This window comes from Pseudomonas sp. ICMP 561, from assembly GCF_002699985.1.
GTDB lineage: Bacteria > Pseudomonadota > Gammaproteobacteria > Pseudomonadales > Pseudomonadaceae > Aquipseudomonas > Aquipseudomonas quasicaspiana.
Genome location: NZ_LKBT01000034.1, coordinates 34,258 through 55,135, shown reverse-complemented (window position 1 = coordinate 55,135; position 20,878 = coordinate 34,258). Strand labels below are relative to the sequence as shown.

The 20,878-nt window shown below is 57.4% G+C and carries 19 protein-coding genes; 14 read left to right on the top strand and 5 right to left on the bottom strand.

Features of this window, described 5'->3' with window-relative positions; genetic code table 11:
- Positions 1 to 28: 28 nt before the first annotated feature.
- A complete protein-coding gene (locus AO242_RS20160; protein WP_027898152.1) occupies positions 29 to 1,453 on the bottom strand; it encodes an aspartate ammonia-lyase in 1,425 nt (474 codons plus the stop codon).
- 312 nt (positions 1,454 to 1,765) lie between these two features.
- On the opposite strand from AO242_RS20160, the gene AO242_RS20155 reads away from it, so the two are divergent.
- From AO242_RS20155 to AO242_RS20135, 5 genes are all read left to right on the top strand, one after another.
- Positions 1,766 to 2,677 (top strand): LysR substrate-binding domain-containing protein, encoded by a 912-nt coding sequence (locus AO242_RS20155; RefSeq protein ID WP_099270108.1) that lies wholly within the window; start codon positions 1,766 to 1,768, stop codon positions 2,675 to 2,677.
- 213 nt (positions 2,678 to 2,890) lie between these two features.
- Entirely contained in the window at positions 2,891 to 3,382 is a 492-nt protein-coding gene (purE, locus tag AO242_RS20150) for a 5-(carboxyamino)imidazole ribonucleotide mutase (RefSeq protein ID WP_099270107.1), read from the top strand.
- Positions 3,383 to 3,391: 9 nt separating this feature from the next.
- Entirely contained in the window at positions 3,392 to 4,474 is a 1,083-nt protein-coding gene (locus AO242_RS20145; protein WP_099270106.1) for a 5-(carboxyamino)imidazole ribonucleotide synthase, read from the top strand.
- A gap of 196 nt (positions 4,475 to 4,670) precedes the next feature.
- Positions 4,671 to 4,919: a GlsB/YeaQ/YmgE family stress response membrane protein gene (locus tag AO242_RS20140; protein WP_027902270.1), complete on the top strand. Its 249-nt coding sequence runs from the start codon at positions 4,671 to 4,673 to the stop codon at positions 4,917 to 4,919.
- Positions 4,920 to 5,004: 85 nt separating this feature from the next.
- The gene (locus AO242_RS20135; protein ID WP_027902269.1) at positions 5,005 to 5,538 is read left to right on the top strand and encodes a DUF3299 domain-containing protein; all 534 of its coding nucleotides are present in this window, start codon (positions 5,005 to 5,007) and stop codon (positions 5,536 to 5,538) included.
- 107 nt (positions 5,539 to 5,645) lie between these two features.
- On the opposite strand, the gene AO242_RS20130 is transcribed toward AO242_RS20135, so the two are convergent.
- Together AO242_RS20130 and AO242_RS20125 are read right to left on the bottom strand one after the other, a co-directional pair.
- Positions 5,646 to 6,554: a D-hexose-6-phosphate mutarotase gene (locus AO242_RS20130; RefSeq protein ID WP_099270105.1), complete on the bottom strand. Its 909-nt coding sequence runs from the start codon at positions 6,552 to 6,554 to the stop codon at positions 5,646 to 5,648.
- 194 nt (positions 6,555 to 6,748) lie between these two features.
- Positions 6,749 to 7,150, bottom strand: coding sequence for an acyl-CoA thioesterase (locus tag AO242_RS20125; RefSeq protein ID WP_027901946.1), 402 nt, complete (start codon positions 7,148 to 7,150; stop codon positions 6,749 to 6,751).
- A gap of 481 nt (positions 7,151 to 7,631) precedes the next feature.
- Between AO242_RS20125 and AO242_RS20120 the strand changes: the two genes are divergently transcribed.
- The 9 genes from AO242_RS20120 to relB all read left to right on the top strand — a co-directional run bounded on the left by AO242_RS20120 (position 7,632) and on the right by relB (position 18,736).
- Entirely contained in the window at positions 7,632 to 8,924 is a 1,293-nt protein-coding gene (locus AO242_RS20120) for an MFS transporter (RefSeq protein WP_099270104.1), read from the top strand.
- A gap of 171 nt (positions 8,925 to 9,095) precedes the next feature.
- Positions 9,096 to 10,085 (top strand): phosphate ABC transporter substrate-binding protein PstS family protein, encoded by a 990-nt coding sequence (locus AO242_RS20115; protein ID WP_099270103.1) that lies wholly within the window; start codon positions 9,096 to 9,098, stop codon positions 10,083 to 10,085.
- A gap of 412 nt (positions 10,086 to 10,497) precedes the next feature.
- Positions 10,498 to 12,507, top strand: a complete 2,010-nt coding sequence (locus AO242_RS20110) for an ABC transporter permease subunit (protein ID WP_176560681.1) — start codon at positions 10,498 to 10,500, stop codon at positions 12,505 to 12,507.
- A gap of 69 nt (positions 12,508 to 12,576) precedes the next feature.
- Complete coding sequence (gene pstA / locus AO242_RS20105) at positions 12,577 to 14,193, top strand: phosphate ABC transporter permease PstA (RefSeq protein WP_176560680.1); 1,617 nt, start codon at positions 12,577 to 12,579, stop codon at positions 14,191 to 14,193.
- Positions 14,194 to 14,340: 147 nt separating this feature from the next.
- Positions 14,341 to 15,174: a phosphate ABC transporter ATP-binding protein PstB gene (gene pstB / locus AO242_RS20100; RefSeq protein ID WP_027901941.1), complete on the top strand. Its 834-nt coding sequence runs from the start codon at positions 14,341 to 14,343 to the stop codon at positions 15,172 to 15,174.
- A 67-nt stretch (positions 15,175 to 15,241) separates the two neighbouring features.
- Entirely contained in the window at positions 15,242 to 16,003 is a 762-nt protein-coding gene (gene phoU / locus AO242_RS20095) for a phosphate signaling complex protein PhoU (protein ID WP_027901940.1), read from the top strand.
- 207 nt (positions 16,004 to 16,210) lie between these two features.
- Entirely contained in the window at positions 16,211 to 17,128 is a 918-nt protein-coding gene (locus AO242_RS20090; protein WP_027901939.1) for a response regulator, read from the top strand.
- A gap of 246 nt (positions 17,129 to 17,374) precedes the next feature.
- Positions 17,375 to 18,271, top strand: a complete 897-nt coding sequence (locus tag AO242_RS20085) for a peptidoglycan DD-metalloendopeptidase family protein (RefSeq protein ID WP_099270101.1) — start codon at positions 17,375 to 17,377, stop codon at positions 18,269 to 18,271.
- Between the two features lie 270 nt (positions 18,272 to 18,541).
- On the top strand, positions 18,542 to 18,736 hold the full coding sequence (gene relB, locus AO242_RS20080) for a type II toxin-antitoxin system RelB family antitoxin (RefSeq protein WP_099270100.1): 195 nt from the start codon (positions 18,542 to 18,544) through the stop codon (positions 18,734 to 18,736).
- Between the two features lie 166 nt (positions 18,737 to 18,902).
- Here relB and AO242_RS20075 read toward each other — a convergent pair whose 3' ends face one another.
- Positions 18,903 to 19,382, bottom strand: a complete 480-nt coding sequence (locus AO242_RS20075; RefSeq protein WP_099270099.1) for a helix-turn-helix domain-containing protein — start codon at positions 19,380 to 19,382, stop codon at positions 18,903 to 18,905.
- Positions 19,383 to 19,456: 74 nt separating this feature from the next.
- The gene (locus tag AO242_RS20070) at positions 19,457 to 20,797 is read right to left on the bottom strand and encodes a hemolysin family protein (RefSeq protein ID WP_099270098.1); all 1,341 of its coding nucleotides are present in this window, start codon (positions 20,795 to 20,797) and stop codon (positions 19,457 to 19,459) included.
- Positions 20,798 to 20,878: the final 81 nt, after the last annotated feature.

The following is a 20,878-nucleotide window of genomic DNA, read 5'->3' as shown; positions in this document are numbered from 1 at the left end:
GTGAGCGTGTAGCTTTCGAGCATTTGCATCAGGCCTTCAACGGGACCAGACGCGGGGCAATCATGTTTTCCGGTCTCAGGATGTCGTCGAGCATGGCGTCGTCGAGCAAGCCTTCTTCGCGAACCAGTTCCAGTACGCCGCGGCCGGTTTCCAGCGCGATACGGGCGATACGGGTGGCGTTTTCATAACCGATGTAAGGGTTCAGTGCGGTGACCAGGCCGATGGAGTGTTCGACCAGTTCGCGGCAGCGGGCTTCGTTGGCGGTGATGCCGACGATGCAGTGCTCGCGCAGCATGTCCATGGCGCGTTGCAGCAGACGAATCGAATCGAAAATCTTGTAAGCGATCAGCGGCTCCATCACGTTGAGCTGCAATTGACCGCCTTCGGCCGCCATGGTCAGTGCCAGGTCGTTGCCGATGATTTCGAAGGCAACCATGTTGACCGCTTCCGGGATAACCGGGTTGACCTTGCCGGGCATGATCGAGCTGCCTGGCTGACGCGCTGGCAGGTTGATTTCGTTGATGCCGGTACGTGGGCCGCTGGACAGCAGGCGCAAGTCATTGCAGATCTTCGACAGCTTGACCGCAGTGCGCTTGAGCATGCCGGAGAACAACACGAAGGCGCCCATGTCGGAAGTGGCTTCGATCAAGTCGGCAGCCGGAACCAGTGGTTGGCCGCTGATGATCGCCAGACGGTCAACGGCAAGCTTCTGGTAGCCCGGGTCGGCGTTGATGCCGGTACCGATGGCGGTTCCGCCCAGGTTCACCTCGGTCAGCAGTTCTGGTGCCAGGCTGCGAAGACGATTCAAGTCTTCGGTCAGTGTTGTGGCGAAGGCACGGAATTCCTGGCCGAGAGTCATCGGCACAGCGTCCTGCAGCTGGGTACGGCCCATTTTCAGTACGTGGTTGAATTCCTGGCCCTTGGCCGCGAATGCCTGAATCAGGCTGTCGAGGCTGGCCAGCAGAGCGTCGTGACCCAGCAGCAGGCCCAGACGAATAGCGGTCGGGTAGGCGTCGTTGGTCGATTGAGCCATGTTGACATCGTTATTCGGGTGCAGCTGTTTGTAATCGCCTTTCTCGAAGCCCATGGCTTCCAGAGCAATGTTGGCGATGACTTCGTTGGCATTCATGTTGGTTGAAGTGCCAGCGCCGCCTTGAATCATGTCCACCACGAAGTGCTCGTGGAAATCGCCCCGAATCAGACGTGCACAAGCTTCGCTGATCGCTGCATGCTTGGCCGCATTGAGGTGGCCCAACTGATGGTTCGCGTCAGCGGCTGCCTGTTTGACCATCGCCAGTCCGACTACCAGCTTCGGGTAGTGCGAAAGCGGAACGCCGGAAAGGTGAAAATTGTTCACCGCTCGCAACGTTTGAATACCGTAATACGCGTCAGCAGGGACTTCGAGAACACCAAGCAGGTCTTTTTCGGTGCGCGATGATGCAGGCGAGGACATGATAGAGATAATCTCAAGAGAGGCACGGACAAGGCCGGAACGCAGCTGATACTGGTCCTCTGGCATATTTTTGACCAATGCTGTTACATACTGGGCCATGCCGAAACGGCATAATGCAGATGTGACGCGATAGGTGTTACTGGCGTGTATATACATTTCCGGCGGTTAGCGGGGTCTTTGTGGGAGCGAATTCATTCGCGAATAGATGTCCCTGACACGTCTGTTTGTCTGACACACCGGCTTTCGCGAATGAATTCGCTCCCACAGGACCCATCCCAATTCAGATGGATAGGGTGCAGGTAAGAGGACAACATGAATCTGGAAAGCAAATGGCTGGAAGACTTCAGTGCGCTGGCCTCTACGCGCAGTTTTTCCCAGGCGGCAGAGAAGCGTTTTGTGACGCAACCCGCCTTCAGCCGGCGTATTCGCAGCCTTGAAGCGGCGCTGGGGCTGACGCTGGTCAATCGTTCGCGTACGCCCATCGAGCTGACGGCGGCTGGCCAGCTGTTTCTGGTCACGGCGCGTACCGTGGTCGAGCAACTGGGTGAAGTGTTGCGTCACTTGCACCATCTGGAAGGCGGGCAGGGCGAAGTCATGCAGGTTGCTGCGGCGCACTCCCTGGCGCTGGGTTTCTTCCCGCGCTGGATCGCGCAACTGCGCAACGAAGGCCTGAACATCGCGACCCGGCTGGTCGCCACCAACGTTGGCGACGCTGTGCATGCCTTGCGTGAGGGCGGCTGTGACCTGATGCTGGCGTTCTACGATCCGGATGCCGCCCTGCAGATGGACCCGGAAATTTTCCCGTCGCTGCATCTTGCCCACACCGAAATGCTGCCGGTATGCGCCGCCGATGAAAATGGTGAGCCGCTGTTTGCTCTGGAGGACGGTGGCAGCGTGCCGCTTCTGGCTTACAGCGCCGGAGCTTTTCTTGGCCGTTCGGTGAATCTGTTACTGCGCCAGCGAAACCTGCGCTTTACCACGATCTACGAGACAGCTATGGCCGACAGTCTCAAGAGCATGGCACTGGAAGGTCTGGGCATCGCCTGGGTACCGAGGCTCAGCGTGCGTGCCGAATTGGCCCGCGGCGAACTGGTCGAGTGCGGTGGCCCGCAATGGCATATTCCACTGGAGATCCGCCTGTATCGCTGCGCCTTGGTACGCAAGGCCAACGTGCGCTTGTTATGGCGCAAGCTTGAGAGCGCCGCGACCCCTGATGGAGCTTGACCCGCAGGTCAGTAAATACGGGGTTTGCAGGTCATAAACGGCTCACAGGACAGATGGTCACGAGGGGTGCTTCAAACGCTCTTCTTTGGGGTATACTGCGCGGCCTTTGGCCGGCTCGACCGGTCATTATTCGTACAGCAAGCCACGCCGGTCCTCCCGCGTGGCTTGTTTGTTTTTTGATGCGCCTGCGGGCGCCCGATGAGAGGCACGACGATGAGCGCACTGGTTGGCGTGATCATGGGCTCCAAGTCCGATTGGTCCACCCTTAGCCACACCGCCGATATGCTGGAAAAGCTCGGCATTCCGTACGAAGTGAAAGTGGTGTCTGCGCACCGCACTCCGGACTTGCTGTTCCAGTATGCCGAACAGGCTGAAGCACGCGGTATTGAAGTGATCATCGCCGGTGCTGGTGGCGCTGCTCACTTGCCGGGCATGTGTGCGGCCAAGACCCACCTCCCGGTACTGGGCGTTCCAGTCCAGTCCTCCATGCTGTCGGGCGTCGACTCGTTGCTGTCCATCGTGCAGATGCCTGCTGGTATTCCGGTTGCGACCCTGGCCATCGGCAAGGCCGGTGCGATCAACGCAGCGCTGCTCTCTGCCAGCATCCTGGGCGCCAAGCATCCACAATTCCACACAGTGTTGAAGAAATTCCGCACTGAGCAGACAGACAGCGTTCTGGACAATCCAGACCCGCGCGACGCCTGAGGTTTTGCAATGAAGATTGGTGTAATCGGTGGCGGCCAGTTGGGCCGCATGTTGGCCCTGGCAGGAACCCCGCTGGGGATGAACTTCGCCTTTCTGGACCCCGCGCCAGACGCGTGCGCAGCCGCATTGGGCGAACATCTGCGTGCCGATTACGGCGATCAGGATCATCTTCGTCAGTTGGCTGACGAAGTGGATCTGGTGACCTTCGAGTTCGAAAGCGTACCTGCTGAAACCGTGGCGTTCCTGTCGCAGTTCGTGCCGGTTTATCCGAGCGCCGAAGCCTTGCGCATTGCCCGTGATCGCTGGTTCGAAAAAAGCATGTTCAAGGACCTGGGCATTCCGACGCCTGAGTTCGCCGACATTCAGTCCCAGGCCGATCTGGATGCTGCTGTCGCCGCTATCGGCCTGCCTGCAGTGCTCAAGACGCGCACCCTGGGTTATGACGGCAAGGGTCAGAAAGTTCTGCGCACCTCAGCTGACGTCGAAGGTACTTTCGCGGAACTGGGCAGCGTTGCCTGTTTGCTGGAAGGTTTTGTACCGTTCACCGGTGAAGTCTCGCTGATCGCCGTGCGTGCTCGTGACGGGGAAACCCGTTTCTACCCGCTGGTGCACAACACCCACGACAACGGCATTCTGCGTATCTCCATTGCCAGCACCGATCACCCGCTGCAGGCGTTGGCTGAAGATTACGCCGGTCGTGTGCTCAAGCAGCTCGATTACGTTGGCGTGCTGGCTTTCGAGTTCTTCGAAGTCGATGGCGGCCTGAAAGCCAACGAAATCGCGCCTCGCGTGCACAACTCAGGGCACTGGACCACCGAAGGTGCGGAATGCAGCCAGTTCGAAAACCACCTGCGGGCGGTAGCGGGCTTGCCGCTGGGCTCAACGGCCAAGGTGGGGGAGAGCGCAATGCTCAACTTCATCGGTGAAGTGCCAGCTGTGGATAAAGTGACCGCTATTGATGATTGCCATCTGCATCATTACGGCAAAGCGTTTAAGGCGGGCCGTAAAGTGGGCCACGCCACCGTGCGCAGCGCAGACCGCGCAACGCTGGATCGCCAGGTGAAGCTGGTTGAGGCGCTGATTAAAAACTGATCAGCCGTTGGAGCGAGGCTTGCCCGCGAAGAACGATGACACGGTACATCTGTCACGCCGCGTTGATCGATTCGCGGGCAAGCCTCGCTCCAACAAGGTTGCTGATTGAACCATTCCAACCCCGCACCTCTCTGATAGCGTGATGCCAATGGCTGACCAAGCTTTGGCATATCACTTATTTGAGAGGGAAAACGGCATGGGTATTATCGGAACCATCTTCATCGGCTTGATCGTTGGCCTGCTGGCGCGTTTCCTCAAGCCAGGCGACGACAGCATGGGTTGGATCATGACCATTCTGTTGGGCATCGGCGGTTCGCTGGCGGCCACGTATGGCGGTCAGGCGCTGGGCATCTATCAGGCAGGCGAAGGCGCAGGCTTCCTGGGTGCATTGGTTGGCGCAATTGTACTGTTGGTGATCTTCGGCCTGATCAAAAAGAAAAGCTGATGTTCAATGGCCCTCTGCGTTCCGGCACGCAGAGGGCTAGAATGCCGGGCAGTTATTCAACTTCCCCTACTTGCCGAGCCTGTCGATGCGTCGTCTCTTAGTTATCCCCCTGCTTCTGATCTGCGGCCTGGCCCGCGCTGAAATCCCTGAAACCGACTGGCTGGACCTGATGCCCAAGTCGGATCAGAAAGCCCTGGAAGCCATGCCTGAAATCGATCACAACTCCCCGGAAGCCCAGGGGACGTTTGATAGCAAAGGTGGTTTGAAGCAAAGCAAGGGTTTGCCTGCCGTCATGTACTCAGCCAAGACCGTACCGGCCATGAATGGCAAGGAAGTGCGTCTTGGAGGTTATCCAGTACCGCTTGAAACGGATGCCAAGGGCCACAGCACGCTGTTTTTCCTTGTTCCGTATCCGGGCGCCTGTATCCACGTGCCGCCACCGCCGCCCAACCAGCTCGTGTTGGTGCGTTACCCCAAAGGCCTGAAGATCGAAGACATCTACACGCCGCTGTGGGTGGTTGGCAAACTGAAGGTTGAAAAGGTCAGCAACGATCTGGCTGATGCGGCTTATGCAATGGATGCAGAGAAAGCGCGAGTGGTGGTTGAGGCGGATTTGTAGGGCTTACGCAGGCCGGCAGGAGCGCGCTTGCCCGCGATGAGCGATGACGCGGTTTGTCAGACAGACCGAGTTATCGTTCATCGCGGGCAAGCGCGCTCCTACAGAAATCAGGCTTCCGACAAAGACTCAGCCCAGATACTCACATCCAGCACATGCATCTGCTCCGGCTCCAGCGTCACGATATCGTCCAGCACGTTGGCTGTTTCGACGCATACCATGCCCTGCCAGCCATCAGCGGCCATATCGTTGAAGGTTTTGGTTTTCTCGATCCACGGATTCCACACGATGGCTGACTTGGAGCCGTTGGTGCAGATATGGATTTTGCGCTGCCATGTCGGATCGACAACGCTCAGCATGTCCGGGGTGTTGAGGTAAATGCGGTCGGTCTCGCCTGCGAATTTCACATCGCCGGACTGCTTGCGCTCTTCCCAGTTTTCCAGGGTTTCGATGTAACGCACGCCGTCGAGGCCTTTGATGCTGATCTCGCGTACATCGCTGACGGCGAAATAGGTGTGCAGCGCTTGGCTGAAGCTTACGGTTTCAGTGCCGGAGTTGTAGCTCACGAGGCTGACGTTCAGTGCTTCGTCCAGACGAATGCTCAGTTTCAGACCCACGTTATGCGGCCAGCCTGGCAGCTTGCCTTCCGTCTTGGGTTGGATGAAGTCGACGATCAACGCGTCGTCATCTTCGGCCATCCCCATCAATTCCCAGTCAATGGCGCGTACTTCGCCATGAGCCTTGGCGGGCTCGTCGCTCACGCGCATGGCCTGAACGCTTTCCGGGTTACGCTGAAGATTACCGAACCATGGCCAGCAAACAGGCATGCCGCCGCGAATCGGGGTGCCTTTCTTGAAGGCGGCTTGATCATTGGACCAGATCAGCGGCTGCTGCCCGGCCAGCTTGTAACTGACGATATGCGCACCTTGCTGGGCGACAACGAGTTCAGCTTCACCGTGGCTGATTCTCCAGCAGTTAAGCTCATCGATGGTGACGGATTCGACCTGGGGCGTTGGCATATAAAGAACTCTCAAACAAAGACTAAGACAAAATGGACCATGTCCAGGTCGATGAGTTTACCTTTCTCCAGCCAGCCTTACCTTCTTTGGAGTGTGATTCACTGTAGGAGCTGCCGAACGCTGCGAATCGCGGTGTTTCAGGAATAGGCCTTTCGCAGCCTTCGGCAGCTCCTGCAATTACAAATTACACAGCCTTATCGCCGCGCTGGAACCGACCGGGTGCGCCCGCTGCCATCTATAGCCACAAACACAAACACCGCTTCGGTCACTTTGCGCCATTCGCTGGACAGCGGGTCATCGCTCCAGACTTCAACCATCATCTGGATGGAGCTGCGGCCGATTTCCAGTGCCTGGGTATAGAAGGACAGCTGCGCGCCCACTGCCACCGGAACCAGAAACGCCATGCGATCAATGGCCACTGTGGCAACCCGCCCGCCCGCGATCTTGCTGGCCATTGCGGTGCCTGCCAGATCCATCTGGGATACCAGCCAGCCGCCGAAAATATCGCCGAAGCCGTTGGTTTCGCGGGGTAGTGCGGTGATTTGCAAAGCGAGATCGCCTTGCGGGATTGGATCTTCTTGTTCGAACTCGATCATGCCTAGGGTGCCTCTGACCCATGACTCTTAGTATTGTTGCCGCGGTTGGCAGGCGCTATTCAAAACCATTTGCGTGAACATAAAGCGTTCAGCGCAGGTGGAACACCTGAAGGGGAAACTCTGCGAAAGCGGCTGAATGGCAGCTGATTTCGCACAGCACCCCCGACTGACTGAGGCTTGTGCGCTACATTCCGACACACAACCGACAGTAATCCGACGGTCTGCGAGTATATCGGGCGATGCGTCATGAAACGACCATCGAGTACTGATTTCGACGATATACGCATCAGGCTGTGTGCTTTTTGAAACAATTTGCTATCTTGCCGGACCCGACAAGGCGGCATGACTGCCTGTGTCACGCAATTTTGGTGCCTATCCGCACAGTTGCTCCGGACAATCGCAGTTGCAGGCCACCCCGCCGTAACCTGCTTTACTGTCGCTAACCCTATTCAAGAGAAGCCTCCTTAGAGAAGTATTGTTCATGTCAACTGTGCCTTCGAGTACCGCGCAGCCTTCGCGCCCGCTGACCCGCAACGACTACAAGACCTTGTCGCTGTCCGCGTTGGGCGGCGCGCTGGAGTTCTACGACTTCATCATTTTCGTGTTCTTCGCTGCTGTGGTCGGCAAACTATTTTTCCCGGCGGATATGCCGGAATGGCTGCGCATGATGCAGACCTTCGGGATTTTCGCCGCAGGTTATCTGGCGCGTCCTCTGGGCGGCATCATCATGGCGCACTTCGGCGACCTGCTGGGGCGCAAGAAAATGTTCACCCTGAGCATTTTCATGATGGCGGTGCCGACGCTGATCATGGGTTTGCTACCGACATATGCCCAGATCGGCATGTGGGCGCCGATTCTGCTTCTGCTGATGCGCGTCATTCAGGGCGCGGCCATTGGCGGTGAAGTGCCTGGCGCCTGGGTGTTCGTTTCCGAGCACGTTCCTGCGCGTCATATTGGCTATGCCTGCGGCACGCTGACCTGTGGTCTGACGGCCGGCATTCTGCTGGGCTCCCTGATGGCGACCCTCATCAACAGCATCTACACCCCGATTGAAGTGTCCGACTACGCATGGCGTATCCCGTTCCTGGTAGGTGGTGTGTTCGGTCTGTTGTCGGTGTATCTGCGCCGTTGGTTGCACGAAACCCCAGTGTTCGCCGAGCTGCAGTTGCGCAAAGCGCTGGCTGAAGAAGTACCGCTCAAGTCGGTACTGCGTGATCATCGCGGTGCAGTTGCTATCTCGATGCTGCTTACCTGGTTGCTCTCGGCGGGGATCATCGTGGTCATTCTGATGACCCCGACCATCCTGCAAGGCGCGACCTTCGGCTTCCCGGCTGCTGTGGCGCTTAAGGCCAATAGCCTGGCGATCGTTTTCCTGAGTCTGGGCTGCATCGCTTCGGGCGCACTGGCCGACCGCATTGGTGCTGGCCGTGTGTTCCTGTTTGGCAGCCTGGGCCTGTTGATCTGCTCATGGACCATGTACCACACGCTGGCGGCCAATCCTGACTGGCTGTTCCCGATGTATGCAGTGACCGGCCTGTTCGTTGGTGTCATCGGCGCAGTGCCGTACGTGATGGTCAAGGCATTCCCGGCCGTGGTGCGTTTCTCGGGGTTGTCGTTCTCGTACAACCTGGCTTACGCGATTTTTGGAGGTCTGACGCCGATGGTCGTGACGCTCATGCTCAAATCCAGCCCTATGGCACCGGCCTGGTATGTGGCGATTCTATGTGTGCTGGGCATGCTAATTGGTTGCTACCTGATCGCTAAAAAGCGCTGATAGTTCGAGTCTGAAGACTTCCGTTTCATGCCGCGTGGTACTCAAGGCCGCCATTCCTGAACAGGGTGGCGGCCTTTCATTTAATTGTCACAATTAAGTCATAGAGTCGTCACGCGTCAGGCCAATACTCGGGCCAACGGACCTGTTTCTTCACCTCGCTCGGAGCAAGGTATGACTTTTAAACGTTTGATCACCGCATTCACTTTCGTTGCCGCTGGCGTCGCTACTGCCAATGCGGTTGCTGCTGTTGATCCGGCGATCAAACCGTACGTAAAGACGTCGGGTGTTTCGGGCAACTTGTCCAGCGTAGGCTCCGATACCCTGGCCAACCTCATGACACTGTGGGCTGAGGCGTACAAGAAAGAATACCCGAGCGTGAACATTCAGATTCAGGCAGCGGGTTCCTCTACTGCGCCACCGGCACTGACCGAAGGCACCGCCAACTTGGGCCCGATGAGCCGCAAGATGAAAGACGGCGAGTTGTCGGCGTTCGAACAGAAATACGGTTACAAGCCAACGGCAATCCCTGTTGCGGTCGATGCGCTGGCAGTGTTTGTACACAAGGACAACCCGATCAAGGGCCTGACCATGGCGCAAGTCGACGCCATCTTCTCGGTCACCCGCCTGTGCGGTGCCAAGGCAGACGCCAAGACCTGGGGTGATGTGGGTATAACCGGTGATTTGGCAAACAAACCGATTCAGCTTTTTGGTCGTAATTCGGTGTCCGGCACCTATGGCTACTTCAAGGAAGAAGCGCTGTGCAAAGGCGACTTCAAGGCTAACGTAAACGAACAGCCGGGTTCGGCGTCGGTCGTCAGCTCCATCAGCAGCTCGCTCAATGGCATCGGTTACTCGGGCATTGGTTATAAAACGTCCAGCGTGCGTACCGTCCCTCTAGCCAAAAAAGAAGGTGGCGAGTTCGTTGAAGACAACGAAGCCAACGCTTTGAACGGCACTTATCCGCTGTCGCGCTTCCTTTATGTCTACGTAAACAAGGCTCCGAACAAACCGCTGGCCCCACTGGAGGCAGAGTTCATCAAGCTGGTCCTGTCGAAGCAGGGGCAGGAAGTGGTCATGAAAGACGGCTACATTCCGCTGCCGCCAAGAGTGGTAAGCAAGGCTCTGACCGATCTGGGCCTGCAGGAAGCAGCCGCAAAATAATCCGGGTTGCGGTGGGATCTGTTCTAATCAGGCCCACCGTTAACTGAACAGTTCGCTGCCATGATCGTAGGTGGCGGGCTTTTTTGCGTCACCCCGCTGTAATGTTTTTGTCATACAGGGCGACTAGGGTGTGCGCATGAATGATCTGGCCAATTCATCAATGAATCAGAATTCACCTGCCAAGCGCATTGATTTCAATACGCCTGAGCTGCAACGCAGGCGCCGCATACGCGCTTTCAAGGACCGCCTGACCCGTTGGTATGTCGCCATTGGCGGCCTCGCCGTGCTCGCAGCTATCACCTTGATCTTCTTTTATCTGGCTTATGTGGTTGCACCGCTGTTTCAGGGCGCAAGCCTGAGTAAGGAAGACGCTCTGAAACCTGCCTGGCTGAACGACGCCGGCAAGTCGCTAATGCTGACTGTCGAAGAGCAGAACCAGGTCGGAATGCGTATTTCCGACAAGGGCGAAGCCGTGTTTTTCGGCATCGCGGACGGTGCAGAAATCAAGCGTGTCAGCCTGCCTTTGCCTGCTGGCGTGAGCGTGGCTTCGCTTGGTCAGGATCAGCCGGGTACGCCGCTAATTGCGTTGGGCTTGTCCAATGGTCAAGTCCTGGCGTTCAGGCACAGCTACCTGATCACCTACCCGAACAACCATAAAACCATTACGCCGACCATCACCTGGCCCTATGGCGAAGCACCGCTGGTGCTGGATGAAGGGGGGCAGGCGGTTGAGCATGTGAGCATCAATGCCAATGGCGAGAAGCTCCTGATCGCAGGCACCACCGGCAAGCAATTGCATGTTCTGTCGCTGGCCAAAGAAGAAAACATGATGACCGGCGAGGTCACCAGCGAGCAAAGTCGTATCGAGTTGCCGCAGATGTCCGAGGCTGTGAAAGCCATCTATATCGATCCACGTCAGCAATGGCTGTATGTGATCAACGGTCGTGCGCAGGCCGACGTGTTCAGTCTGCGTGATCGCACGCTCAACGGCCGTTACAAACTGCTTGAAGACGGCAATGCCGAGATCACGGCCAGCACCCAGCTGGTGGGCGGCATTTCGTTGATCATCGGTAACTCAAAAGGCGGCATGGCCCAGTGGTTCATGGCCCGTGACGTCGATGGCGAACAGCGCTTCATGCACATTCGCGACTTCAAGATGGGCACGGCGCCGATTACCCAGATCACCGCCGAGCAACGGCGCAAGGGCTTTATCGCACTGGACGCTTCGGGTCAGCTCGGCGTTTTCCATAGCACTGCGCACCGCACGTTGTTGGTCGAAAAAGTCGCTGACGGTTCGGGTATTTTTGCCCTGTCACCGCGTGCGGATCAGATTCTGGTAGAGCAGGGCGGTGCGTTGCGGCCGATGGGCTTGAAGAATCCGCATCCGGAAGTGTCCTGGAGCGCATTGTGGGGCAAGGTCTGGTACGAGAATTACGATTCGCCTCAATACGTCTGGCAGTCCACCGCCTCCAATAGCGATTTCGAGCCCAAGCTGAGCCTGGCACCGCTGACGTATGGCACGCTCAAGGCTGCGTTCTACGCCATGCTGCTGGCTGCGCCTCTGGCGGTTGCCGCCGCGATCTATACCGCTTACTTCATGGCTCCCGGGATGCGCCGCAAGGTCAAACCGGTAATCGAGCTGATGGAAGCCATGCCGACGGTGATCCTCGGCTTCTTCGCAGGGCTGTTTCTGGCGCCCTATCTGGAAGGTCATCTCCCAGGTGTGTTCAGCCTGATGCTGCTGACGCCCATTGGCATTCTGCTCGCCGGTTTTACCTGGAGCCGTTTGCCTGACTCGATTCGCCTGCGGGTTCCCGATGGTTGGGAAAGCGCGATCCTGTTGCCCGTGGTTCTGCTGGTAGGCTGGTTTTCACTGAGCATGAGCCCGCACCTGGAGAACTGGTTCTTCGGCGGTGACATGCGCATGTGGATCTCCCACGATCTGGGCATCACCTACGACCAGCGCAACGCCTTGGTGGTCGGCATTGCCATGGGCTTCGCCGTTATTCCGAATATTTACTCGATTGCCGAGGATGCGGTGTTCAGTGTGCCTCGCGGTCTGACGCTGGGTTCGCTGGCACTCGGCGCGACGCCGTGGCAGACCCTGACCCGCGTGGTCATCCTGACCGCAAGCCCGGGGATTTTCTCGGCACTGATGATTGGCATGGGTCGTGCGGTGGGCGAGACGATGATCGTGCTCATGGCTACGGGTAATACGCCGATCATGGACATGAACCTGTTTGAGGGGATGCGCACGCTGGCGGCCAACGTGGCCGTGGAGATGCCTGAGTCGGAAGTGGGTGGCAGTCATTATCGAGTGTTGTTCCTCGCAGCCTTGGTGCTGCTGATGTTCACCTTTGTGATGAACACCCTCGCAGAGCTGATCCGTCAGCGCCTGCGCAAGCAATACTCGTCTCTCTAAGGAAGGTAGAAGTTCGTGAAACAGAACTCCCTCAAGAGTTGGATTAAAACCGGCGCCCCTGGCGTCTGGATGAGTGCGGGCGCGGTATCCATTGCGGTCATCATGACGCTGGGCTTGTTGTCGGTGATTGCCGTGCGCGGCTTGGGGCATTTCTGGCCGGCCGATCTGATGTACGCGCAATACAATGTGCCCAATCAGGAGAAACACGTTCTGATCGGCGAAGTCGTCGAGCAAGAGCAAGTCCCTCGCGCCCGTCTTAAAGGCGCAGGTTTGCCGGTACCGGAGGATGGCCCGGAGTTCATGACCCGTGAGCTGGTCAAGGTCGGCAACCGTGACGTCAACCCCAGCGATTTCACTTGGGTCGTGGGCGAGTGGATATCCAACCAAAGTCTGCCGCCCGAGTTGATGACGATTGAGCGGCGCGAATGGGGCAATTTTTACGGTTATCTGGTCAACGTCAAAGAAGGCGGCAAGGTCGTCGCTGAAGGCGAAGCGGCCTGGCCGACGCTGCAAGAGCGCATCAAGCGTGTCGAAGGTCTGGCTCGCGAGCTCTATCAGCTTGAAAAGAAAGACGTCGGGGCGATCAACCACGGTATCGAACGATTGCGTCTGCAGGCCCGCAAACTGGAGCTGGATGGCAAGCTTGATGCGCAGGCTCAAGCCGACATGGCCAGCGAGCGTGCCGAACTGGACAGTCGCTACACCGTTATCGAAGAGCGTCTGACCTCGCTGCATGAGGCGTTTGATCGCGACAGCCTTACGGCGCGCGACGCCAACGGCAAAGAAGTCGAAATCAGCCTGGGCAAAGTCGTCCACGCTTACCAGCCCAACGGCATGGGTACGATCACCAAAGTCGGTTTCTATTTCAAGAAGCTGTGGGAATTCCTCAGCGAAGACCCGCGGGAAGCCAACACCGAAGGCGGAATTTTCCCGGCGATTTTCGGCACGGTGATGATGACCCTGATCATGGCGGTGATCGTCACGCCGTTTGGTGTACTGGCAGCGGTTTACTTGCGTGAGTACGCCAGACAAGGCCCGGTGACTCGCTTGATCCGTATCGCGGTGAACAACCTCGCGGGCGTTCCGGCCATTGTTTACGGCGTATTCGGTTTGGGCTTCTTCGTGTATGTACTGGGCGGATCTCTGGATCAGCTGTTCTTCCCCGAAGCCTTGCCTGCGCCGACGTTTGGTACGCCTGGCCTGCTCTGGGCGTCGCTGACGCTGGCATTGCTGGCCGTGCCGGTGGTGATCGTCGCGACTGAAGAGGGTCTAGCGCGTATCCCGCGCACCATTCGCGAAGGTTCGCTGGCGTTGGGTGCGACCAAGGCTGAGACGCTGTGGAAGATTGTTCTGCCCATGGCCAGTCCGGCCATGATGACCGGCCTGATTCTGGCGGTGGCACGTGCAGCGGGTGAGGTTGCGCCGCTGATGTTGGTGGGCGTGGTCAAACTGGCTCCGTCGCTGCCGGTGGATGGCAACTACCCTTACCTGCATCTGGATCAGAAGATCATGCACCTGGGGTTCCATATTTACGACGTGGGCTTCCAGAGCCCTAACGTCGAGGCGGCGCGACCATTGGTTTACGCCACGGCGCTGTTGCTGGTGTTAGTGATTGCCTTGCTCAACCTGTCGGCGGTGGCTATTCGTAACCACCTGCGCGAGAAATACAAAGCGCTGGACAGTTGATGGTCTGTGGCCGTGCTGTCGTGCGGCAAACCAGGAGCTGGTAGGAGCGAACTTGTTCGCGAGGCGGTGCGTCAGGTTCGACGCCTCGCGAACAAGTTCGCTCCTGACGACGTTCAAATGAATTTGGTTAGCGTAGGGAGCAATTCCATGCAGCATGAAAACCCGGCACGAGGCATCAATATGTCGGCCCTGGGGCGCAACAAGTCCGGCCTGCATCTGGCCGACGAAACCGTGGCCATCGAAGTGCCGGGTCTGAACCTTTTTTATGGTGACAAGCAGGCGCTGTTCGATGTCAGCCTGAATATTCCGAAGCAGCGTGTGACGGCCTTTATTGGTCCGTCCGGCTGCGGCAAGTCGACATTGTTGCGTACGTTCAACCGCATGAACGACCTGGTCGATGGTTGCAGCGTAAAAGGCGCAATCAATCTGTACGGTCACGATATCTACACCAAAGGTGAAGACGTCGCCGAATTGCGCCGTCGTGTCGGCATGGTGTTTCAGAAGCCCAACCCGTTCCCCAAGACCATCTACGAAAACGTCGTGTATGGCTTGCGGATCCAGGGCATCAACAAAAAGCGCGTACTCGATGAAGCTGTCGAGTGGGCACTCAAGGCCGCAGCGTTGTGGGACGAGGTCAAAGACCGTCTGCATGAGTCAGCGCTGGGGCTTTCCGGCGGTCAGCAGCAACGTCTGGTGATCGCCCGGACCATCGCCGTGGAGCCGGAAGTCCTGCTGCTCGACGAACCCTGTTCAGCGCTCGATCCAATTTCGACGTTGAAAGTTGAAGAGCTGATCTACGAACTGAAATCCAAATACACCATTGTGATCGTTACTCACAACATGCAGCAGGCTGCACGGGTTTCGGATTACACCGCGTTTATGTACATGGGCAAACTGGTCGAGTTCGGTGACACGGACACGATGTTCACCAACCCGGCTAAAAAACAGACTGAAGATTACATCACCGGTCGTTACGGCTAGGTCCTGCTCAAACCCTGAAGCACCGCTGCGTTTTCGCACTTAACCGGACGTTCCAAGGACACCAAGCATGATTCATAAAGACAGCCTCACGCATCACATCTCCCAACAGTTCAACGCTGAGCTTGAAGAAGTACGCAGCCATCTGCTCGAGATGGGCGGTTTGGTCGAGAAGCAGGTCAACGATGCCGTGACTGCCTTGATCGAAGCGGACTCCGGTCTGGCCCAGCGCGTTCGTGAAGTCGACGACCGCATCAACCAAATGGAGCGCAACATCGATGAAGAATGCCTGCGCATCCTGGCGCGTCGTCAGCCGGCGGCTTCCGACCTGCGTTTGATCATCAGCATTTCCAAGTCGGTGATCGACCTGGAGCGCATCGGTGATGAATCGACCAAGATCGCTCGTCGTGCCATTCAGTTGTGCGAAGAAGGCGAATCGCCGCGTGGTTACGTCGAAGTGCGTCATATCGGCGATCAGGTGCGCAACATGGTTCGCGATGCTCTGGATTCGTTTGCCCGCTTCGACGCCGAGCTGGCGTTGTCCGTGGCGCAGTACGACAAAATCATCGACCGCGAATACAAGACGGCCCTGCGCGAGCTGGCGACCTACATGATGGAGGATCCGCGTTCGATCTCCCGCGTACTCAATGTGATCTGGGTCCTGCGTTCGCTGGAACGTATCGGCGACCACGCGCGGAATATTTCCGAGCTGGTCATCTACCTGGTGCGCGGAACCGACGTGCGGCACATGGGCCTCAAGCGCATGAAAGAAGAGGTGCACGGGATCTCTAGCGAAAGCGCTAATGTTCCGGACAAATCTGACGATAAGTAAGATTGCCTGCGAAAAAACGCCCAGCTCGCAGCTGGGCGTTTTTGTTCTCGGGTTTAAGAACTTCCAGCCGCCCGCGAATTAAATGTCCTGGCGCCGTCAAACAGGTTGGCCTTTGGCCATCAGCCAGCGCTATGCTTGCCGAAATATAGGGTGTGTTCAGCATCAACGCGGTTCGCCAGCAGTGGCGACACACCCGCAGGAGCGTCGATGAGTAAGATCAGTGTTTTGATTGTGGATGACGCGACTTTCATTCGCGATTTGGTTAAGAAAGGTCTGCGCAATTATTTTCCCGGTATTCACACCGAGGACGCCGTCAACGGTCGCAAGGCTCAGGTCACCCTGAACCGCGAAGAGTTCGACCTGATCCTGTGCGACTGGGAAATGCCGGAGATGTCTGGCCTTGAGCTGCTGACCTGGTGCCGCGAACAGGACAATTACCTGAAAACCGTTCCCTTCATCATGGTCACCAGCCGTGGTGACAAAGAGAACGTGGTTCAGGCGATTCAGGCCGGGGTGACCGATTTTGTCGGCAAACCCTTCACCAACGAACAACTGCTGACCAAGGTCAAGAAAGCCCTGGCTAAAGTCGGCAAGCTCGAAGCTGTGATGTCCACCGCGCCGTCGCGCATGAACTCACCGCTCAATGACTCGCTCAGCGCGCTGACCGGCGGCAAGGCTGAGGTCGTTCGTCCTGCGGCCAGCCCGGCAGTGACTTCTGCGCCTGGCTTTGGCGGCGGTCTTGCCAAGGCCCCACCGGTACCGCAGCAAATAGCAGCAAAAGAACCGGCAGGCCGTGGTCAGGGCCAATTGCGCCTGCCCAGCGGCAATCACAGCAGTGTGATCAAGGCGCTGACCCTCAAGGAAGCGTTGCTGGTGGTCCGCCGTAGCGAAAGCCTGCCACAGATCCTTGAGCAGGCTGTGCTCGATCTGGAACAAGGCGAGAGCAACGAAGTGGCGCGGCTTAACGGTTATCTGCACGCCATCGTGGCCTTCGAGCAGAAGCCCGACAGCGAGTGGCTGCAAGTAACCTTCCGCTTCACCGATCAGGATGCCCAGAAACTGGATTACATTTCCCGCCTGATCGCCCGCGGCACTGCACAGAAGCACTTCTCACCGGGTGCTTGATTGCGACATTCGTAGGACCGGCTTTAGCCGGGAGGGCATTGTTCCTGTCGATTGATGCAGTGAAGGTGCTGGCCCTCTCCCGGCTAAAGCCGGTCCTACGCCATTCCAGGGTTAGGGATGACGCTCACGCGCATCTGGCGCGATTTCCTTGACGTCCACTCTATTGCCGATTGATACAGCTGAGTCCTCATTTGCAGGAATCGCTGTTAGGCTTGCCTCATCTTCTTTACAACCCAGACCCATCCCATGATTGAGCGCTTACTGATCCTGTGTGCTCTGTTGCTGGCTGCGCAAACAGCCGGGGCGATGACGATCTATAAATTCACCGATGCCAACGGCGTGGTCTCGTTTACCGACCGCCCCACGCCGGGTGCCGCCGTGGTGGTGTTCAAGGATCGGATGGTCGAGCACATCGAGCGTCAGGTGCATCTGAGCACTAAGCGAGACAAAGGCGTGGATAGCCTCTATGTCCGCAACGATCTGTATGCGCCGGTTGAGGTCGAGCTGAAAATCAGCGGCGGGAAGAACGTTCTAGGCGTTGCCGATCAGACCATTCGTCGCATGATACCTGCGCGTGGCAATGAGCGGGTCACGGTCCTGAGTCCCAAAGTCGTCGGCAAGCCGATGAGCTACAAAACCAGCCTGCGCTCAATCGTGGGTGATCCTCAGCGCACGAGTCTGGCGTATCGATATCCCTTGCCATGGGTGGGCGGGCCTTTTCGCTTGAGTCAGGGGCCTAACGGCAAATACAGCCACTTTGGTCCCAAAGGCCGCTACGCCATGGACATCGCCATGCCCGAAGGCACGCCAATCATTGCGGCACGAGGTGGCGTGGTCGTCAAAATCGAAAACGACCAGACCGGCAAAGGCTCAAACCCTTCCGGCAACTTTGTGCGAATCCTGCATGACGACGGCACCATGGGCGTTTACCTGCACCTGATGCGTGGCTCGGTCAGCGTCAAAGAAGGACAGCACGTCATCGTAGGCAGCGCCCTGGCACGCTCCGGTAATACCGGCAACAGCAGCGGCCCGCACCTGCACTTCGTCGTCCAGCGCAACGTAGGCCTGGCGCTGGAGTCCATCCCCTACGAGTTTGCACAGCCGGTGCAAAGCCTGCCTAATTTCGCGGTGGGGGGGAATTGAGAGTACTGCGCGCCCCGTAGGACCGGCTTTAGCCGGGAGGGGGCCTTCACATTCACCGCATATCTACGTCGCGGATAATGCTCTCCCGGCTGAAGCCGGTCCTACGGGAGTCTCGGTTCATCAACCAATTTTGACTATCTCGGGCAACAAGATTTTCAGGCCTACAGTTTCTCTGAACGAGTCAGCGTAGGCTTTTTCCGATTTTTCGGACGGTCGAGACAGCTTCCAGCGACAGGTCTAAGCTCTGAACGGTCCCAACCGGAGTTACTCGTGAGCGCCCTACTTTCGCCAGTCGTTTCAGAGTTCGAAACCCAAGAGCAAGCCGACAGCTATGATGTCTGGTTCCGTGAAAAGGTACAGCGGTCGCTGGATAGTCCGGGAACCGGCGTACCCCATGATGAAGTGATGGCGAGAATGGACGTGATCATTGAAGCCGCTGAGCGCAAGCGGAGATTGGGTAAGTAATGCTGCCATTTGTTTGACTGAGTCACGCTATTTACGATCTTACCGAGATAATTACCTACATATCAGTCGAAGATCCAGGCGCAGCGCGCCTTTTAAAAGCTCGGCTTTAGACAGCACCTCTTCCGCTCCGGTAAGCCCCAGTCGGCGTATACCCCGATCACTGCGGTCATTGTGTATCAGCCCTTATCCGAGTCGGTATCAACGCTGCTAGTGAATCACTACTGATTGAGCCGCCTTCGCTTTGATCTACAGCTGGATATTCCGTAGGCCTTTCAGCGGTTCGATCTTCGGGAGGTAAGTTTTTTGCTGATGAAGACGCTGGCTCGCTCTTTTTGTGGCGAGGCCTTTTTTTCTTCGCTACAAGTAGATTTGCATCTTGCAGGTGTCGCCCGAGTAGGTCCTCGGCAGCGAGTTTGTTTAGGTCTTTTTCTAGTCCAAGGACCTGCATCACTGCTAAATAGGCGCCGATTGTACTGCCGGAAGATCCGCGCTCAAGCGCTCGGAGCGTCATCTGAGACATTCCGGCACGTTCTGCAGCCTGTTTGGCAGTAATTTTACGTCGTAAGCGGGCGAGCTTCAGGCGCTCGCCAAGATCAGCTAACTGTTTTTCCGTTGCAGGGAGCAACGGTGCTATTTTCATTGCCATGTAAGTATTCCTTCACTCCAGATCATAAAGTGAAAAAATACTTGCACTTTTAGCGGCGTAACCGAATCGGCTTATCAATCAATCTTGACCACCTTGGCCAACACGATTTTCGGACCTTTCATCTTTTTGATGATGATCCGCAGGCCTTCGAACTCCATGACTTCCTCGACTTCCGGCACCCGTTTGAGGGTTTCGTAGATCAGGCCTGCCAGGGTTTCCGCTTCTACGTGGTCCAGATCGATACCCAGCAGGCGTTCGACCTTGAACAGTGGAGTATCGCCGCGCACCAGCAGTTTGCCCGGCTGATAAGCGAGGATGCCGCGTTCGACCTTGCGGTGTTCGTCCTGAATGTCGCCGACCAGCACTTCAAGCACGTCTTCCATGGTCAGGTAGCCGATGATCTTGCCGTCGGCTTCTTCCACCAGCGCAAAGTGCGCACCGCCCTGACGGAATTGCTCAAGCAGGCGCGACAGCGGCATGTGCTTGGACACCCGCTCAAGCGGGCGCGTTAGCTCGGCCAGATTGAAGGATTCCGGGATGTGGTCCAGGGCCGCCAATTCCAGCAGCAGGTCTTTGATGTGCAGCAGGCCGACAAACTCGCCACGATCGGCGTCGTATACCGGATAGCGGCTGAACTTGTGACGGCGGAACAGAGCGAGGATTTCTTTGAGCGGCGCGTTGAAATCAAGCGTCACCAGGTCTTCCCGGGAGTTGGCCCAGTCGACCACTTCCAGTTCGCCCATCTCCACGGCGGACGCGAGTACTCGCATACCCTGATCGCTCGGATCCTGGCCACGGCTGGAGTGCAGAATCAGTTTCAGTTCTTCGCGGCTGTAGCTGTGCTCATGGTGCGGGCCAGGCTCGCCTTGGCCTGCTATGCGCAGAATCGCGTTGGCGCTGGCGTTCAGCAGGTAAATGGCCGGGTACATCGCCCAGTAGAACAGGTACAGCGGCACCGCCGTCCACAGCGACAACAGTTCCGGTTTACGGATCGCCCAGGACTTGGGGGCCAGCTCGCCGATCACGATGTGCAGGTAGGAGATGATGAAGAAGGCGGTAAAGAACGACACGCCCTTGATCACTTCCGGCGAGTCCACGCCCATGGCTGCCAGCAGCGGCTCCAGCAAGTGCGCGAACGCGGGCTCACCGACCCAGCCCAATCCCAGCGAAGCCAGGGTAATACCCAGCTGGCAAGCGGAGAGATAAGCGTCAAGTTGACTGTGAACAGTGCGCAGGATGTGTCCGCGCCAGCCGTTTTTTTCTGCAATGGCTTCAACCTTGGTTGAGCGCAGCTTGACCATGGCGAACTCTGCCGCAACGAAAAAACCGTTGAGCAGGACCAGAACCATTGCGAAGAGAATCATGCCGAAATCGGCGAACAGTGAAGCGAAGTTAAAACCAGGGGAAGGGTCCATGATGGAGTTTTACGGGTTCCGTTTTAGCGAGAGAGGTTATTGCTGCACCGCTATTGGGTGCACAAGAGCCGCAATGTAGCG